Source organism: Geodermatophilus telluris, assembly GCF_900102745.1.
Classification (GTDB): Bacteria; Actinomycetota; Actinomycetes; order Mycobacteriales; family Geodermatophilaceae; genus Geodermatophilus; species Geodermatophilus telluris.
On record NZ_FMZF01000001.1, the window covers coordinates 799,875 to 819,418 of the forward strand.

Sequence of the window (19,544 nt, forward strand, 5' to 3'; positions counted from 1 at the left end):
CCATCCCGACACCTCGGTCGGGTGTTCTGGGTGGCATGCACGCGACCGAGTCGCTCGCGACTCACGCAGCGGCCCGTCTCCCCCGCGCGGTCGTCGTCGGGCACCGCGGTGCCTGCGCGTACCGCCCCGAGCACACGATCGCCAGCTACGAGCTGGCCATCGACATGGGCGCCGACCTCATCGAGCCCGACATCGTCGTCTCGCGGGACGGCGCGCTCGTCGCGCGGCACGAGAACGAGCTGTCGCGCACCACCGACGTCGCCTCCCGGCCCGAGTTCGCCGACCGGCGCACCACCCGCCGGGTCGGCCGCAAGAAGCGCACCGGCTGGTTCGCCGAGGACTTCACCCTCGCCGAGCTGCGCACGCTGCGCGCCGTCGAGCGCTTCCCCGGGCTGCGACCCACCAACACCGCCTACGACGGGCAGTACGGGGTCCTCACCCTGGAGGAGGTCGTCGAGCTGGCGCGCCGCCGGTCCACCCCGCAGCGGCAGGTGCGCGTGCTGGCCGAGCTGAAGAAGCCCAGCTGGTCGGCCGAGCGCGGCCAGCCGATGACCGAGCTGGTCGCCGATGAGCTGCGGAGGCTGGACACCGCGCGGCCCGACGGCACCGTGGTCGTGCAGTCCTTCGACGTCGCGGCGCTGCGCCGGCTGCGGGCCGACCTCGGCGACGACGGCCCGACGATGCTCCAGCTGGTGGACGTCTGCGCCCCCGACGACTCGCTGCTCACCAACGCCGGGCTGCGCGCGGTGTCCACCTACGCCCAGGGCATCGCGCCCAGCCGCGACCGCATCCTGCTGCGCGACGCCGACGACGAGCTGACCGGCGTCTCCGACCTGGTCGACCGCGCGCACTCCGCGGGGCTGCTCGTGGTGCCGTGGTCGCTCGCCGCGGAGAACGCCTTCCTGCCCCGCCACCTGCGGGTCGGGGACGACCCGGCCGGCATCGGCGACCTGCACGGCGAGGCGCGTCTTCTGCTCGCGCTCGGCGTCGACGGCGTCATCACCGACAACCCCGACGTGGCGGTCGCCGCCCGCGCCGAGCTCGAGCCGACGCAGCCGGTCCGCCCGGTCGCCGTCTGACCCCCACCCGACGGGCGCCGCCCTGCGAGGCGGCGCGAGGAGTGGGGGCCGGAGGCTCCCGCGATCGAGTGCCGGGTGGGGCTCCGCGCAGGTCGGGCACGGCACCTGGCCGCGGTGAGGTCCGGAGGACCTCAGATCAAGTCGTGGACGACGACGTTCTCGTCGCGGCCGGGCCCGACGCCGATCACGCTGACCCGCGCGCCGGAGAGCTCCTCGACCCGCCGGACGTAGGCCTGCGCGTTCGCGGGCAGCTCGTCGAAGGTCCGGCAGTGCCGGATGTCCTCGAACCAGCCCGGCATCTCCTCGTACACCGGCCGGGCGTGGTGGAAGCCGGTCTGCGTCATCGGCATCTCGTCGTGCCGGACGCCGTCGACGTCGTAGGCGACGCAGATCGGCACCGTCTCCAGGCCGGAGAGCACGTCGAGCTTGGTGAGGAAGTAGTCGGTGATCCCGTTGACCCGGCTGGCGTAGCGGGCCACGACGGCGTCGAACCAGCCGCAGCGCCGGTCGCGGCCGGTGGTCACGCCGACCTCGCCGCCCTGCTTGCGCAGGTACTCGCCGCTGGCGTCGAACAGCTCGGTCGGGAAGGGGCCCGAGCCCACGCGGGTCGTGTAGGCCTTGAGGATCCCGACCACCCGGGAGATGCGGGTGGGGCCGATGCCGCTGCCGGTGGCGGCGCCGCCCGCGGTCGGGTTCGACGACGTCACGAACGGATAGGTGCCGTGGTCGACGTCGAGCAGCGTGCCCTGCGAGCCCTCCAGCAGCACCCAGTCGCCGGCGTCGAGCGCGTTCGCCAGCATCAGCCGGGTGTCGGCGATGCGGCCCTTGAGCTGCTCGGCGTAGCCGGCGTACTCCTCGACGACCTCGTCGACGTCGATGGCCCGGCGGTTGTAGACCTTGACCAGGACCTGGTTCTTCTCGACCAGCGTGCCCTCGAGCTTCTGCCGCAGGATCGACAGGTCGAGCAGGTCGGCCACCCGGATGCCGGTGCGCGCCACCTTGTCGCCGTAGGCCGGGCCGATGCCCCGGCCGGTGGTGCCGATCTTGCGCTTGCCGAGGAACCGCTCGGTGACCCGGTCGAGCGCCCGGTGGTGCGGCATGATCAGGTGCGCGTCGGCCGAGATGACCAGCCGCGAGGTGTCCACGCCGCGCTCCTCGAGCCCCGCCAGCTCCCCGATGAGCACCTGCGGGTCGACGACCACCCCGTTGCCGATCACCGGCGTGCACCCGGGCGTGAGGATGCCCGACGGGATGAGGTGCAGCGCGTAGCGCTCACCGTCGGGGGTGATCACGGTGTGCCCCGCGTTGTTGCCGCCCTGGTAGCGGACGACGAAGGGGACCCGGCCACCGAGGAGGTCGGTGGCCTTGCCCTTGCCCTCGTCGCCCCACTGGGCACCGATCAGCACGACTGCCGGCATCGGGTGGCGCACCCCTTCGTCGTCGACGCCGGACGTGGCCCGGCCGGTCGAGTGGCAGGGTATCGGCATGTCCCTCGTCGAGTTCGACCTGCGCGGTCTCGAGCCCGGGCAGGCGCCCGAGCGGGCCGCCGTCGCGGGGGCCGCCGGAGCCGGGTCGCTGCTCGTCCGCGGCCCCGTGCCCGCCCTGGCCGCCGTGCTGGCGGCGCTGCACGGCGCCGGCCGGACCGCCGAGGTGCCCGTCTCCTGGGAGCCGGCCGACGACCCGTCCTCGCGCGGCCTCGCGCGCGACCTGGGCGTCGGCACCGGCGGCGAGCGGGAGCTGTCGCTGGTGCGCGACGACCACGGCGGGGTGCTGCTGCAGCACGGCCGCTACGAGGCCGCCGAGCGGGGCCGGCTGGCCCTGGCCGCGCGGCTGGGGGTGCAGGCGCACCACGACGACGCGCGGGTGGCCGACGGCGAGGTCGCCCGCATCGACGTCCGGCCCGACTGGCGGGCGGTCGACTCGCTCCGCGTGGCGGTCACCACCGTGCTGCTCCGCCCGCCGCGGCGCAGCACCGGCCGCGCGCTGCAGCTGGCCAGCGACCCGGCCCAGGTCACGCGGGACGGCGTCCCCTACGCCCGGCCGGTGACCCGCTGGACCTGGTACGCCGACGACCGCGTCCGCTGGCGCCTGGCGCCCTGAGGGGCAACCCGCCGTTCCCCCGGGTCGTGGACACTGGGGGCACCGAGCCGAGGAGGTCCCCCTGCGCCCGTTCCCGTCCGGGGTGCCGTGCCGGTGACCGCCGGCCGCCTGTCCGCCCGCGGGGCACCCCCGCGCCGGCGGCTGCTCGACCGGCTGATGACCCGGCCCGGCATCGTCCCGGTGCTGGGCCTGGTGGTGGTCGTCGTGCTCTTCGGGGTGCGCGTGCCCGGCCTGCTCAGCGCCGACGGCCTGGCCGGGGTGCTCGACGCGGCGGCGCTGCTGGGCATCGGCGGCGTGGCGGTCGGGCTGCTGCTGGCCGGCGGCCACTTCGACCTGTCCATCGGCACGCTGGCGGTCTCCACCGCGGTCCTGACCGGGGTGCTCGCCGGTCCGGGCGAGTGGGGCACCTGGTCGGCCCTGGGCGTCTCGCTGGCGGCGGCGCTGGGCGTGGGGCTGCTCAACGGCTGGCTGGTCGTGCGCACCGGGCTGCCGAGCTTCCTGGTCACCCTCGCGACGGCGCTGGTGCTGCAGGGCGTCACGCTGGCCGGGATGCCGCTGCTGGCCGGGGCGCCGCGGGTCAGCGGCCTGGACGAGGCGCCGGGCTGGGGGGCGGCGGCGGCCCTGTTCGGGTCGACGGCCGAGGTCGGCGGCGGGGTGTTCCCCGTCGCGCTGCTGTGGTGGGCCGCGCTGACCGCCGGCGCCGGCTGGCTGCTGTGGCGCACCCGCTTCGGCAACCAGGTGCTGGCGATGGGCGGCGCCCGCCGGGCGGCCCGCGAGCTGGGTGTGCCGGTGGCGCGCACGACGCTGACCCTCTACGCGCTCACGGCGGCCGCGGCCTGGCTGATCGGCACGCTGACCCTCGTGCCGGTGGCCAGCGTGGCCGCCACCCCGGCGCTGGCGACCGCGATCGACTTCGTGGTGGTCGCCGTCATCGGCGGCTGCCTGATCACCGGGGGTCACGGGTCGATGGCCGGCGCCGCGACGGGTGCGCTGCTCTACGCCGTGGCGCGCCGCGGTGTCGAGCTGTCGGGCTGGGACCCGCGGTGGTCGCAGGCGCTGCTCGGCGTCCTGCTGCTCGTGGCGCTGGTGGTCGGCGGCGGGGTGCGGGGGCGGCTGCGCGCCGCACCACGCTCGTGAGCGCCGTCCCGCCGGTGCTGGAGCTGCGCGGCCTGACCGTCCGCTTCGGCAGCGTGGCCGCGCTGCACCGGGTCGGCGTCACGCTCGACGGCGGCCGGATCACCTGCGTGCTCGGGGAGAACGGCTCAGGCAAGTCGACGTTGGTGTCGGTGCTGTCCGGGCTGACGCCGCACGACGAGGGCGAGCTGCTGCTCGACGGGGCGCCGGTGCGCTTCGGCAGCCCCCGGGCCGCGCGGGCCGCCGGGATCGCCACGGTGTGGCAGGACCTCGCCGTCGTCCCGCTGCTGTCGGTGTGGCGCAACCTCGTGCTGGGCGCGGAGCCCACGCGGGGCAGGTGGCCGCTGCGCCGGCTCGACGTCGACGCGGCGCGCGAGACCGCCGTGCGGGCGCTGGAGCGGGTCGGCGTCACCGGCGTCGACCCCGACCAGCCGACCAACTCGCTGCGCCCGGGCGAGCGGCAGAGCCTGGCGATCGCCCGGGCGCTGCACTTCGGCGCCCGCGCGCTGGTGCTCGACGAGCCGACCGCGCCGATGACGATCGCCCAGCAGACGATCGTGGGGCAGGCGGTGCTGCGGGCGCGGGCCGAGGGCCTGGCCGTCGTCCTGGTGACGCACAACCCGCGCTACGCCCACCTCGTGGGCGACCGCTACCTGCTGCTCGCGCGGGGTCAGGTCGCCGGCGACCTGACCCGTGCCGACGTCGACTCCGACGACCTGACCCGGCTCATGGCCGGCGGCGAGGAGCTGACCGCGCTCACCGCCCGCCTGCGCGAGCTGCACCCCGAGCTCGGCGAGCGGTGAGCGGCCGGCGCGTCAGGTGAAGATGCTGACCCCGCCCGGGCCGACGAGCAGGCCGACGATGATCAGCACGATCCCCCAGAGCAGCTGCCTGCGGACGATCGCGAGGACGCCGGCGACGACGAGGACGACGGCGAGGATCCAGAGCAGGGTGGCCACGTGGCACCTCCTGTGACGGGCACCTGATCTTGGTGCCGAGCAGGGGAAGTGTGGACCCGTTCGGGCCGTCGCGCGCGTCCAGCCACCCGGTTCAGGGAGCCAGTGACGGATCGCAGTCGTGCAGGAGCTGCGTGCACCGCTGCTGCTCGTCGACCTCGCCGATCGCCTCGGCCGCGCGGGCCAGGACGGTGACGCAGCGAAGGAAGCCCCGGTTCGGCTCGTGCGACCACGGCACCGGGCCGTAGCCCTTCCAGCCGTTCCTGCGCAGCGCGTCCAGGCCGCGGTGGTAGCCGGTGCGGGCGTAGGCGTAGGCCTCGATGGTCCGGCCGCCGTCGAGCGCGCCCTCGGCCAGCGCCGCCCATGCCGCGCTGGCGCGCGGGTGCCCGGCGGCGACCGCGGCGGGGTCGGCGCCCGCGGCGAGCGCCGCCTCCGCGTCGGGGTCGCCGGGCAGCAGCGTGGCCGGCGGCTCGCCGAGCAGGTTGTGGGAGTGCGTCATCGCCGTCAGGCGCCCTGCGACTGGCCGGCCGACAGCAGGTCCTCGCAGGCCTCGACCACCCGCGCGGCCATGTTGGTCTCGGCGAGCTTCATGTAGGTGCGCGGGTCGTAGGTCTTCTTGTTGCCGACCTCGCCGTCGACCTTGAGCACGCCGTCGTAGTTGCTGAACATGTGCCCGGCGATCGGCCGGGTGAAGGCGTACTGGGTGTCGGTGTCGACGTTCATCTTCACCACGCCGTAGGACAGCGCCTCGCGGATCTCCGACTGCGCCGAGCCCGAGCCGCCGTGGAACACGAAGTTGAAGGGCTTGCTGCCCTCGGCCAGGCCCAGCTCGGAGGTGACGACCTCCTGACCCTGCTTGAGGACCTCCGGGCGCAGTTTGACGTTGCCGGGCTTGTAGACGCCGTGCACGTTGCCGAAGGTGGCGGCGAGCAGGTAGATGCCCTTCTCGCCCAGGCCGAGGGTCTTGGCGGTGGCCACGAAGTCGCCGGGGGCGGTGTAGAGCTTGTCGTTGATGTCGTGGCTGACGCCGTCCTCCTCGCCGCCGACGACGCCGATCTCCAGCTCCAGCACGATCTTGGCCGCGGCGCACTTCTCGATGAGCTCCTCGGCGATCTGCAGGTTCTCGTCGAGGTCGATGGCCGAGCCGTCCCACATGTGCGACTGGAACAGCGGCGCCTGGCCGGCGTCGACGCGGTCCTTCGATAGCGCGATCAGCGGGCGGACGTAGGCGTCGAGCTTGTCCTTGGGGCAGTGGTCGGTGTGCAGCGCGACGTTGACCGGGTACTTCTCGGCGACGACGTGCGCGAACTCGGCCAGCGCGACGGCGCCGGTGACCATGTCCTTCACCCGGGTGCCCGAGCCGAACTCCGCGCCTCCGGTGGAGAACTGGATGATGCCGTCGCTGCCGGCGTCGGCGAAGCCGCGCAGCGCCGCGTTGACCGTCTCCGAGGAGGTGCAGTTGATCGCCGGGTAGGCGAAGCCGCCCTCCTTGGCCCGGCTGATCATGTCGGCGTAGACCTCGGGGGTCGCGATGGGCATGCGGGCTCTCCTCGTCGATCGGCGCTCGTCGCGGTCAGCATCCCACCTGCGGGGGCCGCGCCGACAGCGGGCGTCAGCCCCGGCGGCGGACCACCTTGCCGGGGTTGAGGATGCCGGCGGGGTCGAGCGCGTCCTTGATCGAGCGGTGCACGTCGACCGACACCGGGCCGATCTCGCGCTCCAGCCAGTCGGCCTTGAGCGTGCCGACGCCGTGCTCGCCGGTGATCGTGCCGCCGAGCGAGAGGCCGAGCTCGAGGATGGCGTCGAAGGCCTCCAGCGCCCGCGCGCGCTGGTCGGCGTCGGTCGCGTCGAACACGATCGTCGGGTGCATGTTGCCGTCGCCGGCGTGCCCCATGACGCCGACGACCAGGCCGTACTGCGAGGAGATCGCGTCGCAGCCGTCGATGAAGGTGGCCACCCGGGAGCGGGGCACGGCGACGTCGTCGAGCAGCACGCTGCCCAGCCGCTCGAGCGCCGGCAGCGCGGCCCGGCGGGCGGCGAGCAGCAGGTCGCCCTCGGCGGGGTCGGCGGTGGAGTGCACGAGGTCGGCGCCGGCGGCCTCGCACAGCCGGGTCAGCTCGGCGATCTCCGCGAGCGCGGCCGCTCCCCCGGCGTCGGACCGGGCCACCAGCAGCGCCTGGGCGTCGCGGTCGAGGTCGGCCCGCAGCATGTCGTCGACCGCGCGGATGCAGGTGCGGTCCATGACCTCGAGCATGCTGGGCACCACGCCGCTGGTGACCACCGACTCGACGACCTGGCCGGTCTGCGCGCTGGTGGCGAAGGTGGCCACCAGGGTGACCGGGTCGGTGGCCGGTGCCGGGCGCAGCGCCAGCGTCGCCTCGGTGATGACGCCGAGGGTGCCCTCGGAGCCGACGAACAGCCGGGTGAGGTCGTAGCCGGCGACGCCCTTGACGGTGCGCCGCCCGGTGCGCAGCACCCGCCCGTCGGCCAGCACGACCTCGAGGCCGAGCACGTAGTCGGTGGTGACGCCGTACTTCACGCAGCACAGCCCGCCGGAGTTCATGGCCAGGTTGCCGCCGAGGGTGCACCAGTCGTAACTGGCCGGGTCCGGCGGGTAGAACAGCCCCGCGGCGGCGACCGCGTCGCGCAGCGCCTTGTTCACCACGCCGGGCTGGACGACGGCCAGCCGGTCGGCCGCCGACACCTCCAGGACGGCGTCCATGCGGGTCAGCACCACGGTGATCCCGCCGTCGACGGCGTTGGCCGCGCCCACCAGGCCCGAGCCCGCACCGCGCGGGACCACCGGGATGCCGTGCCGGGAGGCCAGCTCCATCACCGCGACGACGTCGTCGGTGCTGCGGGGGAAGACCACCGCGGCGGGGGTGCCGGCCTCGGCCGTGAGGGCCTGGTCGCGGGCGTAGGCGACGGTGACGTCGGGGTCGGTGCGGACGGCGTCCGGCCCGAGCGCGGCGGTCAGTTCCTCGACCCAGGCGGTGGTGAGCGCGGTCACCGCCCCACGGTACGGGGGTGCTCGATGATCAGGTGACCTGATCATCGAGCGTCCTACCTGACCGTGGGACGTCGGGTAGGACACTGCACGATCAGGTCACCTGATCATCGCGCGGCCGCCTCACCCCAGGCCGAGGTCGGCGAGGGTGAACGCGGCGCGGTACTCCAGCCCGGCGGCCTCGACGGCGGCCCGCCCGCCGCGGTCGACGATGACGGCCACCCCGAGGACCTCGGCCCCGGCCTCCTGCAGCGCCTCGACGGCGGCGAGCGGGCTGCTGCCGGTGGTGGAGACGTCGTCGACGACGAGCACCGCCCGCCCGGTGACGTCGGGGCCCTCGATGCGGCGCTGGAGGCCGTGCGCCTTGCCCGTCTTGCGGACCACGCAGGCGTCCAGGAAGCCCTCGCCGGCCGCGGCGGCGTGCAGCATGGCGGCGGCCACCGGGTCGGCGCCGAGGGTGAGCCCGCCGACGACGTCGTAGCGCAGGTCGCCGGTGAGCTGGCGCATCACGCGGCCCACCAGCGGCGCGCCCTCGTGGTGCAGCGTCAGCCGCCGCATGTCGATGTACCAGTCGGCGTCCTGACCGGAGGACAGGGTGACCCGCCCGTGCACGACGGCGAGGTCGACGATCAGCTCGAGCAGGCGGTCGCGGTCGGGGCCCTTCTGCATGGCGCGGACCCTACGCACGCCGCCGGTCCGGCTCCCCCCGTGGGAGCCGGACCGGCGGGCCCGAGGGTGGCCTCCCTGCAGGCCCCCGCCACGAGCCTGCGAGTGGCGGGGGGCAGGGAGGTCCTCCCTCAGGCGGTCGGGGCGAGGACCTGGTCGACGATGTAGACGGTGGCGTTCGCCGTCTGCACGTTGCCGCAGATGACCGAGGCCGGGGTGCCGGTGACGGTCTGGGCGACGGTGAACGCCTCGCCCGAGCCCTCGATGGTGACCTCGTCGCCGTTGAGCGTGGTGTGGGTGCCCGCCAGCTCCTCGGGGGTCAGGCGGCCCTGGATGACGTGGTGCGTGAGGATCGCGGTCAGCTGGGCGTTGTCGGCGAGCACGGCCTGCAGCTGGTCGGCCGGGAGGGCCTCGAAGGCCGGGTTGGCCGGGGCGATGACGGTGACGTCCTGGGCGCTGTTGAGGGTGTCGACCAGGTTGGCGGCCGTGACGGCCTGCACCAGGGTGGACAGCACCGGGTTGTTGCTCGCGGCGGTCGCCACCGGGTCGTCGGTCATCCCGGTGAACGACCCCTCGCCGTCGGCGGGGACCTCGGCGCAGCCGGCACCGAAGGGCTCGTCGCCGGCCGGCTCGGCCATGGGGCTGCTGCTCTCCATCGCGTCCGGGCTCTCCGCCGCCGACGAGCTGCTGTCGGAGGCCGAGCTGTCGGTGGAGCCGCTGTCGGAGGAGCCGCAGGCGGTCAGCGTCACCGCGAGGGTTGAGGCGGAGGCCAGCAGGATGCCGCGGGTCAGGGTGTTCGTCACGAGGTGCTCCTTCGTTCGTCGTCGTCCGTGGGGTCCCTCCCGGCCCGTCGGAGGGGACGGGAGAGGCGTCTGCGGCCGGCGGCCGAGACGGGTCCGTGGGGTGCGGGGACCGCTACGTGGCGATCACCCGGATGGACTGCAGGCCGCTGGCCCCGTCGGGGAAGGGGGCGGCGCGTTCCCCGGTCTGCACCTCGCCGTCGGCCGCGGTGGCGCGGACGGTGAGCTGGTGGGAGCCGGGGGCGAAGTCGTGGGGCAGCACCCACTGGCGCCACAGGTCGGCGTCGACCTGCGGGGACAGCTGCGCCTCCTGCCACTCGCCCTCGTCGATGCGCACCTCGACCCGTGCGATGCCGCGGGTCTGCGCCCAGGCCACCCCGGCGATCGCCGTCCGGCCGGCCGGGAAGCGGCGCAGCGGGGCTGGGGTGTCGATGCGGGAGAAGAGCTTGACCGGCGCCTGGCGGGCCCAGTCGCGCTGCGTCCAGTAGACGTCGAAGGCGTCGTAGGTGGACGCCTCGATCTCGGTCAGCCACTTGCACGCCGAGACGTAGCCGTAGAGGCCGGGGATGAGCATCCGCACCGGGAAGCCGTGCTCGACCGGGAGCGGCTCGCCGTTCTGGCCGAAGGCGAGCATCGCGTCCTCGACCTCGAGGGCCGCGCGGGTGGAGGCGCCGATCGTCATGCCGTCCTGCGAGCGGCAGACCAGCTGGTCGGAGGCGGACCGGATGCCGTTCTCCCGGAGGAGCGCGCCGAGCGGGACGCCGGTCCAGCGGGCCGTGCTGGCCAGGGTGCCGCCGACCTCGTTGGAGACGCAGGTGAGCGTGATGTCGCGCTCGATCACGTCGTCGCGGTCGAACAGGTCGGCCAGCGTGTAGGTGCGCGGCGCGTCGAACATCCCGCGCAGGGTCAGCGAGTACTCCGACGGCCGGATCTGCGGCACGGTGATCGCGGTGTCGACGCGGTAGAAGTCGCGGTTGGCGGTGAACAGCGGCGTCAGGCCGGGGACCTGCTCGGCGAGGTCGGCGCCGGGGGGCAGCGCCGGGGCGGGGGACGACGGCGCCGGCAGGGCGAGGTCGCCCCGGGCGGTGCTGACGTCGAAGCGCCGCTGCAGCAGCCGGCCGGCGCCGCCGGTGACCGCGGCCGCGCCCAGGGCGACGCCGCCGGTGACGAAGAAGCGGCGGCGGTCCATGCCGGTGCCCTTGCGGTCGGCCATGGCGAGGGTGCCGCGCAGCCGGTCGAGCAGGACCTCGTCGGCGTGCCGCCGGGAGGCGTCGGTCGGGGAACCGGCCGGTGAGGTGGCGCGGCGTGCCGGGACCGGCAGGGTCAGCGGCCGGACCAGCGCGAGCAGCGCCACGGCGCCCACGGCCGCGCCGGCCAGCGAGGGCAGCGCGCCGAGCGGGCCGCCGGCGGGGCGGGTGACGGCGGCCAGCGCGCCCAGCAGCCCGAACACCGCGGTGCCGGCCACGCCGAGCCGGCGCGAGCGCAGCGAGACCAGGCCGAGGACTCCCGCGTACAGCGCGACGACGACCAGGGTGCCGACGACGAGGGCGACCTTGTCGTCCTCGCCGAACGTCGTGACGGCGAACTGCTTGACCGGCTCGGGGACCAGCGTGATGACCGCGTCGCCCACCGCCACGACGGGCGAGGAGGACGGGCCCACGAGACCGGCCACGAGCTCGGCGACCCCGAGCGCCACCGCCGCGGCCAGCAGGCCGGCGAGCGCCGCGAGCAGCCGGCGCGGGCCCCGGCGGGCGGGGCGCTGGGCCCCGCCCGGTCCGGTGGCCGGCGCTGCGGCGTGCTCGGTGGTGGTCACGCACTGTCTTCGCCGTCGACCGCCCGGTGGGTTCAGCTACGCGGTCACGGTTCGGTAACGAGCCGTCAGCGCAGCCCGGCCTGCCGGCACGCGGTCATCGCCCGGTACCAGTCGCTGGAGGGCCTCAGCGCGAGCGCGACGACGCCGACCAGCGTGATGAGCAGCGAGAACACCGACAGCGAGTCGAGGAAGCCCGAGCCCGCGATGCCCCCGCCGGTGCCGGACCGGGCGCTCAGGCCGAGCAGCACGCTCAGCCCGCCGAGCACCAGCAGGACCAGCCGCGCCCAGTTGCGGCCCTTCCAGGCCAGCCAGATGAACAGCGCCTGCAGCGCGGTCAGCAGCAGGCCGATCACCGCCCCGAGGACGATCCCGGCGCGGACGACGTCCTCGGTGACCGACGGGTCGTCGACGGCGGCCGACGCCTGCGCGACCAGCCCGTCGACGTCGGAGAGCTGCACCACGGAGGCGACGAGGCCGAGGATGAAGGCGGCGAGGAAGGCCCCGATCCCCACCCGGACGGTGGTCGGCCGCTCGGGCGCCTCGGGCGGGAGCTGCGGACCGGGCGCCGAGGGGGCGGGGGCGTAGCCGTACCCCTGCTGCGGCGGCGGCTGCCAGCCGGGCCGTCCCTGCGGCGGCCCGCCGTGCCGGGGGTCCTGGCCGCCCTCTCCTGACGTCATCGCCTGCTCCCTGTCATCCCTCGGTGTCCGCCCGATCGTCACCGACGGCGCAGGTCCGGGCCAGGACCGGCGGCCGATCGACACCGGATCGGTGCGGACGCGCGAGGGCCCGCCGCCCCGGTCGGGACGGCGGGCCCTCGAGAGAGGTCCTCCCTCAGCCGCGGCGGACGGTCAGGCCCTCCTCGGCGAGGTCCGCGGGCGCGTCGACGACGACCTCGTCGCCGTCCCGGATCTCGCCGGCCAGCAGCGCGCGGGCCAGCGGGTCGCCGATCGCCGACTGCACCAGCCGGCGCAGCGGGCGGGCGCCGTAGACCGGGTCGAACCCGTTGATCGCCAGCCACTCGCGGGCGGCGTCGGTGACCTGCAGGACCAGCCGGCGGGCGGCCAGCCGGCGGGCGAGCACGCCGACCTGGATGTCGACGATCCCGGCCAGCTCCTCGCTGCCCAGCGCGCGGAACACCACGACGTCGTCGAGCCGGTTGAGGAACTCCGGCTTGAAGTGCGACCGGACGACGTCCATCACCGCCGCGCGCCGCGCCTCCTCGGGCAGCGACTGGTCGGCGATCACCTGCGAGCCGAGGTTCGACGTGAGGATCAGGATGGTGTTGCGGAAGTCCACCGTCCGCCCCTGGCCGTCGGTGAGCCGGCCGTCGTCGAGCACCTGCAGCAGCACGTCGAAGACGTCGGGGTGGGCCTTCTCCACCTCGTCGAGCAGCACGACGGTGTAGGGCCGCCGCCGGACCGCCTCGGTGAGCTGGCCACCGGCCTCGTAGCCGACGTAACCGGGCGGCGCACCGACGAGGCGGGCCACCGAGTGCTTCTCGGAGTACTCGCTCATGTCGACGCGGACCATCGCCCGCTCGTCGTCGAAGAGGAACTCCGCCAGCGCCTTGGCCAGCTCGGTCTTGCCGACGCCGGTGGGGCCGAGGAAGAGGAACGAGCCGGTCGGCCGGTCGGGATCGGCGATGCCCGACCGCGCCCGGCGGACGGCGTCGGAAACCGCGCGGACGGCGTCGGGCTGGCCGACGACCCGCCGGCCGAGCTCGTCCTCCATCCGCAGCAGCTTCGCCGTCTCGCCCTCGAGCAGCCGGCCGGCGGGGATGCCGGTCCAGGCCTGCACGACCTCGGCGATGTCGTCGGGGCCGACCTCCTCCTTGAGCATCGACTCGCCGGTCTGCACCGACTCCTCGGCCGCGGCCAGCGAGCGCTGCAGCTCCGGCAGCCGGCCGTAGCGCAGCTCCGCGGCCCGGGCGAGGGCGCCGTCACGCTCTGCCCGCTCGGCCTCGGTGCGGACCGCCTCGAGCTCCTCCTTGATCCGCTGGATGCGCTCGATGGCGGACTTGTCCTGCTGCCAGCGGGCGGTCAGCTCGTCGAGCTCCTGCCGCCGGTCGGCGAGGTCGGCGCGCAGCGCGGCCAGCCGGTCGATCGAGGAGGGGTCGTCCTCCTTGGCGAGCGCCATCTCCTCGATCTCCATGCGGCGCACGGCGCGCTCCACCTCGTCGACCTCCACCGGGCGGCTGTCGATCTCCATCCGCAGCCGGCTGGCGGCCTCGTCGACCAGGTCGATGGCCTTGTCGGGGAGGAAGCGGGCGGTGACGTACCGGTCGGACAGGGTGGCGGCGGCGACGATCGCGGCGTCGGTGATCCGCACGCCGTGGTGCACCTCGTAGCGCTCCTTGAGGCCGCGCAGGATGCCGATCGTGTCCTCGACGGAGGGCTCGCCGACGAACACCTGCTGGAAGCGGCGCTCGAGCGCCGGGTCCTTCTCGATGTGCTCGCGGTACTCGTCGAGCGTCGTGGCGCCGACCATGCGCAGCTCGCCCCGGGCCAGCATCGGCTTGATCATGTTGCCGGCGTCCATCGCGGAGTCACCGGTGGCGCCGGCGCCGACGATGGTGTGCAGCTCGTCGATGAAGGTGACGACCTGCCCCTCGGCCTCGGTGATCTCCTGCAGGACGGCCTTGAGCCGCTCCTCGAACTCACCGCGGTACTTGGCGCCGGCCACCATCGCGCTGAGGTCCAGCGCCATGAGTCGCTTGCCCTTGAGGCTCTCCGGGACGTCGCCGGCCACGATCCGCTGGGCCAGGCCCTCGACGATCGCCGTCTTGCCGACGCCGGGCTCGCCGATGAGCACCGGGTTGTTCTTGGTGCGGCGGGAGAGCACCTGCACGACGCGGCGGATCTCGGTGTCGCGGCCGATGACCGGGTCGATCTTCCCCTCGCGGGCGCGCTCGGTGAGGTCGACGGCGAACTTCTCCAGCGCCTGGAAGGTGCTCTCCGGGTCGGCGGTGGTCACCCTGCGGTTACCGCGGACGGTGCGGAACGCCGCCAGCAGGGCGTCGCGGGTGGCGCCGGCGCTGGTGAGCACCGCGCCGGCCTCGCCCTCCGAGCCGGCCAGGCCGACCAGCAGGTGCTCGGTGGAGACGTACTCGTCGCCGAGCGCGCTCGCCTGCTCACCTGCGGCGTTGACCACGCGGAGCAGCTCGCGCGACGGCGACGGCGCGGCGACGGTGGCGCCCGAGACGCTGGGCATCCGGCGCAGTGCCGCCTCGGCCTTGGCGCGGACGTCGGCCGGGTCGGCCCCGGTCGCGGTCAGCAGCGGGCCGGCGATCCCGTCGGTCTGCTGCAGCAGGGCCACCAGCAGGTGCAGCGGCTCGAGGGCGGCCTGCCCCCGGTCGACGGCGAGCCGCTGGGCGGCGGCGAATGCCTCCTGGGAACGGGTGGTGAGCTTGCTCTCCATGGTCGGTGTGGACGGTCCTCTCGTCGGGCGGGTGGCCAGGGGTGGCCCCGGACTGGTCGGGTGTCGTGACCTGCAACGACCCAGGACTTGAGTCTGTTCCGCTCAAGTCTGCCGTCCTCCGGGGGCAACGCGACCTTGCCCCCGAGGGGTTGACGCGCCACACAACTGCATGCCACGCGACTTGCTGACTCCTACACTCGTCGCCATGACCCAGACGTCCGAGGAGCCCCGCCTCCCCTCGCCGAGCGTGGCCCTCGACGACCAGCTCTGCTTCGCCCTGTACGCGGCCTCGCGCGCGATGACCGCGCGCTACCGGCCGATGCTCGAGGAGCTGGGCCTGACCTATCCGCAGTACCTCGTGATGATGCTGCTGTGGGAGGAGGACCAGCAGACCGTCGGCCAGCTCGGCCAGCGGCTCGCGCTCGACAGCGGGACCCTCTCCCCCCTCCTCAAGCGGCTCACCTCCGCGGGCCTGGTCACCCGCCACCGCCGGGTGGAGGACGAGCGCTCGGTGTCCATCGCGCTGACCGACGAGGGCCGCGCCCTGCGGGACCGGGCCTTCGCCATCAGCCAGGACATGATCTGCGCGCTGCGGCTGGACGTCGACGACTTCGCCGACCTCAAGCAGACCCTGAACGTGCTCACCCAGCGGGTGAACGAGGCGCCGCGCGGCTCCTGACCCGTCGGTGGGTTGCGCCCAACCCACCGGGGTAGGGCGGCGGGGTCCGGCCGGCGAGACGACGTCGGCACCCCGAGCGGAAGGCACCCGCATGCCCACCCGTACCGCACGCACCGCCTGGAACGGCACCCTCGAGCAGGGGTCGGGCCAGGTCGAGCTGAGCAGCAGCAAGGTCGGCACCTACGAGGTCAGCTTCCCCAAGCGCGCCGCCGACGAGGCCGGGGGCACCACCAGCCCCGAGGAGCTCGTCGCCGCGGCCCACTCGGCCTGCTACGCCATGCAGCTGTCGGCCAACATCGCGCAGGCCGGCGGCACCCCGCAGTCCCTCGAGGTCACGGCCGACGTCTCCCTCGGCCCGGACCCGGCGGGCGGCTTCCGGCTCACCGGCATCCAGCTGAGGGTGCGCGGCGAGGTCGAGGGCCTCGACGCCGCGGGCTTCGAGAAGGCCGCGCAGGAGGCCAAGGCCGGCTGCCCGGTCAGCAAGGCCCTGACCGGCGTCGACATCTCCCTGGACGCCGCTCTCGAGTCCTGACCCCCGGCACGACGACGGCCCGCCCCCCTGTCGGGGAGCGGGCCGTCGTGCTTTCCCGGCCCCCTCGCAGGGGCCCGCTGCGAACTCGCGAGCGGTGGGGGGCGAGGGGGTCCTTCCTCAGCGGGCCGTGCCGACCCGGTCGTCGTCGGCGAGGGCGGGCTCGGACTCGCGCTGCAGCCGCTCCTCGCCGCTCTCGGTGCGCAGGGCGACCTCGCGGATGAGCAGGATGGCCGCGACTGCGACCACGGCGATCACCGCGGAGACCAGGAAGATCCGCCCCGTCGCGTCGCCGTAGGAGACGCGGATGAGCTCCTGGATGGCCGGCGGGGCGTCCGCGAGGCTGGCCAGCCCGACCTCACCCGACCCGCCGGCGGCGGCGGCCTCCGGCGGCAGGCCGGCGGCGATCAGGTCGCCGACCCGGGCACTGAGCACGGCGCCGAGCACCGAGACGCCGATCGTGCCGCCCAGGCTGCGGAAGAAGGCCACCGCGGAGCTGGCCGCGCCGAGGTCGGCGGCCGCGACGGTGTTCTGCACGGCCAGCACGAGGTTCTGCATGGTCATGCCGATGCCGACGCCCAGGACGAAGAGGAAGACGCCGAGCAGCACCATGTCGGTCTCGTGGTCGATCGTCGCGAGCAGGCCGAACCCGGCGACGACGAGCAGTGAACCGGCCACCAGGTAGCCCTTCCACCGGCCGTACCGGGTGATCAGGATGCCCGAGGCGGTCGAGGAGACGAGCAGCCCGCCCACCATCGGGATGGTGAGCAGACCGGCGGCCGTCGGCGAGTAGCCGCGGGAGATCTGCAGGTACTGGCCGAGGAAGACGGTCGAGCCGAACATCGCCACACCGATGGCGACGCTGGCGACGATGGCCAGCGTCGTCGTCCGGTCGCGGAACAGGCGCAGCGGGACGATCGGCTCGGCCGCGCGCAGCTCGGTGACGACGAAGGCGACGATCGCCAGCGCGCCACCGGTCAGGAACAGCGCGGTCTCCAGCGAGGCCCAGGCGAACTGGTCGCCGGCCAGGGTGACCCAGATGAGCAGCGCGGAGACGCCGGCGGTCAGGAAGGCCGCACCGAGGTAGTCGATGCGCACCCGGCGCCTCGTCACGGGCAGGTGCAGGGTGCGCTGCAGCAGGACCAGCGCCACGACGGCGAAGGGCACGCCGACGTAGAAGCACCAGCGCCAGCCCAGCCAGCTGGTGTCGACGAGCAGGCCGCCGAGCAGCGGGCCGCCGACCGTGGCCACCGCCATGACGCCGCCGAGCAGACCGGAGTACCGGCCGCGCTCGCGGGGGCTGATCATCGCGGCCATCGCGATCTGCACCAGCGCCTGGAGGCCACCGAGGCCCAGGCCCTGCAGCACGCGCCAGCCGATCAACGTGCCGACCGACTGCGACAGGCCGGCCAGCATCGAGCCGACGATGAAGACCACGATGGACAGCTGGATGAGCAGCTTCTTGCTGAAGAGGTCGGCGAGCTTGCCCCAGATCGGGGTGGACGCCGTGGAGGCGAGCAGGGTGGCGGTGACCACCCAGGTGTACTGGCTCTGGCTGCCGCGCAGGTCGGTGATGATCGTGGGCAGGGCGTTGGAGACGACGGTCGAGGACAGGAACGCCACGAACATCGCCAGCAACATCCCCGAGAGCGCCTCGAGGATCTGGCGGTGGCTCATCCGGCCCTGCTGCTCGACCGGCGCCTCGGGAACGGGGGCGGTCCCGGCCGGCGCGGTGCCGGCCGGGACGGGGCCGGGGGCGGCGGTCTCGGGTTCGCGGGTGGTGGTCACGGTGCTCCTGGACGGGTCGCGGTGGGTCGGGTACGGCCGCGACGTCGGTGGCGCGGGTGGGGAGGCGGGGGGACGGGCGCCGCTCACGAGGCGGCCCCGACGGGCTGGCGGGGCGGCGTGGCGGCGCGGTCGAGGTCGGCGGCCAGGCGCTCGACCAGCTCGCTGAGCAGGCGCGCGTCGTCCTCGTCCCAGTCGGCGAGGGCGGCGGTGGCCCACGCCGAACGCAGCTCGCGGGTGCGCGCGAGCGCCGCGGCACCGGCCGGGGACAGCCCGATCAGGCTGGCCCGGCCGTCGTGCGGGTCGGGCCGGCGCTCGACGTAGCCGTCCCGCTCGAGCGCGGCGACCTGCCGGCTGACGACCGAGACGTCGACGCCGGCGTGCCCGGCCAGGGCGCTGCAGCGCTGCTCGCCGTCCCGCTCGAGCGGGACCAGCAGGGTCCAGCCGAAGGAGGGCAGGCCGCCGTAGACGGACTCGGCGGCGCGGGAGGAGACGTGCCGGCCGGTGCGCAGCAGGTGCGTGACGCCGGCGACCAGCCGGTCGCGGGTGGTGGGGGTGAGGGGCATGACGTCCTCGGGGAGAAGTGCTTGTAGACCGCAACCATACGTCTACTTGGTTGCGGTCGGCAACTTCTCTGGCCCGGCGTGTCAGCCGGCCTCCCGCCGGCCGCCCTCCCGGAGCTCGGCGGCCAGCGCGGCGGCGGCCGACTGCAGCAGCGGCACCACCCGCGACACGGCGTCCATGCCCAGCCGGCCGGCCGGCCCGGACACCGAGATCGCGCCGGCCGCCCACCCGCCGGGCACCGGGACGGCGACGCAGCGGACCCCGGCCTCCTGCTCGCCGTCGTCGACCGCGTAGCCCTGCTCGGCGATCCCCGGGAGCTCTCCGAGCAGCAGGTCGGGATCGGTGACGGTGCGCTCGGTGCGCACCGGCATCCCGGCGCTGGCGAGCAGCCGGCGGGCCTGCTCGGGCGGCAGCTGGGCGAGCAGCACCTTGCCCACGCCGGTGCAGTGCAGGTGCACCCGCCGCCCGACCTCGGTGAACATCCGCATCGAGTGCCGGGACGGGACCTGCGCGGCGTAGACGACGCGGTCGCCGTCGAGCATCGCCAGGTTGGCCGTCTCGCCGATGGCGTCGACCAGCCGCGTCAGGTGCGGCTGGGCCCAGGTGGCCAGCGTGCGCGAGGAGCACTCCCCCAGGTGGATCAGCCGCGGGCCCAGCACGTAGCGGCGCGACGGCAGCTGCCGCACGTAGCCGCGCCCGACCAGCGTGCGCACCAGCCGGTGGATGGTGGACACCGGCAGGCCGCTCTCCTCCGCCAGCCGGCTGATCGCCACCTCGCCACCCGCGTCGGCCATCAGCTCGAGCAGCACGAACGCCCGCTCGAGCGACTGGACCCCGTCCGCCGCCCCTCCGGCCACCGCTCCACCTCCGCCCGCCCGGGTCGGGCCCCGGCTTGACCCCGCGTGATCCGGCGCACTACCGTCCGGCCGACGTTTTCCGGAATGTAGACCCGTACTTCCACATCGCGGAACCCGTGACGGGGCGCTCCCGAGGCGGTCCCGGCGAGTGCTCCGAC

At 74.6% G+C, this 19,544-nt stretch carries 19 protein-coding genes; 6 read left to right on the plus strand and 13 right to left on the minus strand.

Annotation, left to right across the window (positions count from 1 at the left end):
- Positions 1-35: 35 nt before the first annotated feature.
- The gene (locus BLQ97_RS03910) at positions 36-1,079 is read left to right on the plus strand and encodes a glycerophosphodiester phosphodiesterase family protein (protein WP_091363318.1); all 1,044 of its coding nucleotides are present in this window, start codon (positions 36-38) and stop codon (positions 1,077-1,079) included.
- A 131-nt stretch (positions 1,080-1,210) separates the two neighbouring features.
- Here BLQ97_RS03910 and BLQ97_RS03915 read toward each other — a convergent pair whose 3' ends face one another.
- Entirely contained in the window at positions 1,211-2,497 is a 1,287-nt protein-coding gene (locus tag BLQ97_RS03915) for an adenylosuccinate synthase (protein ID WP_091363920.1), read from the minus strand.
- A 67-nt stretch (positions 2,498-2,564) separates the two neighbouring features.
- Between BLQ97_RS03915 and BLQ97_RS03920 the strand changes: the two genes are divergently transcribed.
- From BLQ97_RS03920 to BLQ97_RS03930, 3 genes are all read left to right on the plus strand, one after another.
- Positions 2,565-3,179, plus strand: a complete 615-nt coding sequence (locus tag BLQ97_RS03920; RefSeq protein WP_091363922.1) for a hypothetical protein — start codon at positions 2,565-2,567, stop codon at positions 3,177-3,179.
- A gap of 93 nt (positions 3,180-3,272) precedes the next feature.
- Positions 3,273-4,316, plus strand: coding sequence for an ABC transporter permease (locus BLQ97_RS03925; RefSeq protein ID WP_245691779.1), 1,044 nt, complete (start codon positions 3,273-3,275; stop codon positions 4,314-4,316).
- Positions 4,313-5,116 (plus strand): ATP-binding cassette domain-containing protein, encoded by an 804-nt coding sequence (locus tag BLQ97_RS03930; RefSeq protein ID WP_091363320.1) that lies wholly within the window; start codon positions 4,313-4,315, stop codon positions 5,114-5,116. The genes BLQ97_RS03925 and BLQ97_RS03930 overlap by 4 nt, the downstream gene beginning before the upstream one ends.
- A 12-nt stretch (positions 5,117-5,128) precedes the next feature.
- Here BLQ97_RS03930 and BLQ97_RS23220 read toward each other — a convergent pair whose 3' ends face one another.
- From BLQ97_RS23220 to clpB, 9 genes are all read right to left on the minus strand, one after another.
- Complete coding sequence (locus tag BLQ97_RS23220) at positions 5,129-5,272, minus strand: GPGG-motif small membrane protein (RefSeq protein ID WP_175471576.1); 144 nt, start codon at positions 5,270-5,272, stop codon at positions 5,129-5,131.
- A gap of 91 nt (positions 5,273-5,363) precedes the next feature.
- Complete coding sequence (locus BLQ97_RS03935; RefSeq protein ID WP_091363321.1) at positions 5,364-5,768, minus strand: DUF3151 domain-containing protein; 405 nt, start codon at positions 5,766-5,768, stop codon at positions 5,364-5,366.
- Between the two features lie 5 nt (positions 5,769-5,773).
- Positions 5,774-6,808, minus strand: coding sequence for a class II fructose-bisphosphate aldolase (gene fbaA / locus BLQ97_RS03940; RefSeq protein WP_091363323.1), 1,035 nt, complete (start codon positions 6,806-6,808; stop codon positions 5,774-5,776).
- A gap of 73 nt (positions 6,809-6,881) precedes the next feature.
- Positions 6,882-8,279 carry an FAD-binding oxidoreductase gene (locus BLQ97_RS03945; RefSeq protein ID WP_281181361.1) on the minus strand — a complete coding sequence of 466 codons (1,398 nt, stop codon included), beginning with the start codon at positions 8,277-8,279 and terminating at the stop codon, positions 6,882-6,884.
- 120 nt (positions 8,280-8,399) lie between these two features.
- Positions 8,400-8,945, minus strand: a complete 546-nt coding sequence (gene pyrE, locus BLQ97_RS03950; RefSeq protein ID WP_091363327.1) for an orotate phosphoribosyltransferase — start codon at positions 8,943-8,945, stop codon at positions 8,400-8,402.
- Positions 8,946-9,073: 128 nt separating this feature from the next.
- On the minus strand, positions 9,074-9,745 hold the full coding sequence (locus BLQ97_RS03955) for a fasciclin domain-containing protein (protein ID WP_091363329.1): 672 nt from the start codon (positions 9,743-9,745) through the stop codon (positions 9,074-9,076).
- A gap of 112 nt (positions 9,746-9,857) precedes the next feature.
- The gene (locus BLQ97_RS03960; protein WP_217637023.1) at positions 9,858-11,555 is read right to left on the minus strand and encodes a molybdopterin-dependent oxidoreductase; all 1,698 of its coding nucleotides are present in this window, start codon (positions 11,553-11,555) and stop codon (positions 9,858-9,860) included.
- Between the two features lie 65 nt (positions 11,556-11,620).
- Positions 11,621-12,232, minus strand: coding sequence for a hypothetical protein (locus tag BLQ97_RS03965; protein WP_091363331.1), 612 nt, complete (start codon positions 12,230-12,232; stop codon positions 11,621-11,623).
- A 154-nt stretch (positions 12,233-12,386) separates the two neighbouring features.
- Complete coding sequence (clpB, locus tag BLQ97_RS03970) at positions 12,387-14,972, minus strand: ATP-dependent chaperone ClpB (RefSeq protein WP_091363333.1); 2,586 nt, start codon at positions 14,970-14,972, stop codon at positions 12,387-12,389.
- A 205-nt stretch (positions 14,973-15,177) separates the two neighbouring features.
- On the opposite strand from clpB, the gene BLQ97_RS03975 reads away from it, so the two are divergent.
- Both BLQ97_RS03975 and BLQ97_RS03980 read left to right on the plus strand, forming a co-directional pair.
- Entirely contained in the window at positions 15,178-15,651 is a 474-nt protein-coding gene (locus BLQ97_RS03975) for a MarR family winged helix-turn-helix transcriptional regulator (RefSeq protein ID WP_091363335.1), read from the plus strand.
- 91 nt (positions 15,652-15,742) lie between these two features.
- Positions 15,743-16,183, plus strand: coding sequence for an OsmC family peroxiredoxin (locus tag BLQ97_RS03980; RefSeq protein WP_091363338.1), 441 nt, complete (start codon positions 15,743-15,745; stop codon positions 16,181-16,183).
- Positions 16,184-16,300: 117 nt separating this feature from the next.
- On the opposite strand, the gene BLQ97_RS03985 is transcribed toward BLQ97_RS03980, so the two are convergent.
- From BLQ97_RS03985 to BLQ97_RS03995, 3 genes are all read right to left on the minus strand, one after another.
- On the minus strand, positions 16,301-17,968 hold the full coding sequence (locus tag BLQ97_RS03985; protein ID WP_245691781.1) for an MFS transporter: 1,668 nt from the start codon (positions 17,966-17,968) through the stop codon (positions 16,301-16,303).
- Positions 17,969-18,051: 83 nt separating this feature from the next.
- Positions 18,052-18,531 carry a MarR family winged helix-turn-helix transcriptional regulator gene (locus tag BLQ97_RS03990; RefSeq protein WP_091363340.1) on the minus strand — a complete coding sequence of 160 codons (480 nt, stop codon included), beginning with the start codon at positions 18,529-18,531 and terminating at the stop codon, positions 18,052-18,054.
- Positions 18,532-18,612: 81 nt separating this feature from the next.
- Positions 18,613-19,386 (minus strand): IclR family transcriptional regulator, encoded by a 774-nt coding sequence (locus tag BLQ97_RS03995; protein WP_091363342.1) that lies wholly within the window; start codon positions 19,384-19,386, stop codon positions 18,613-18,615.
- Positions 19,387-19,544: the final 158 nt, after the last annotated feature.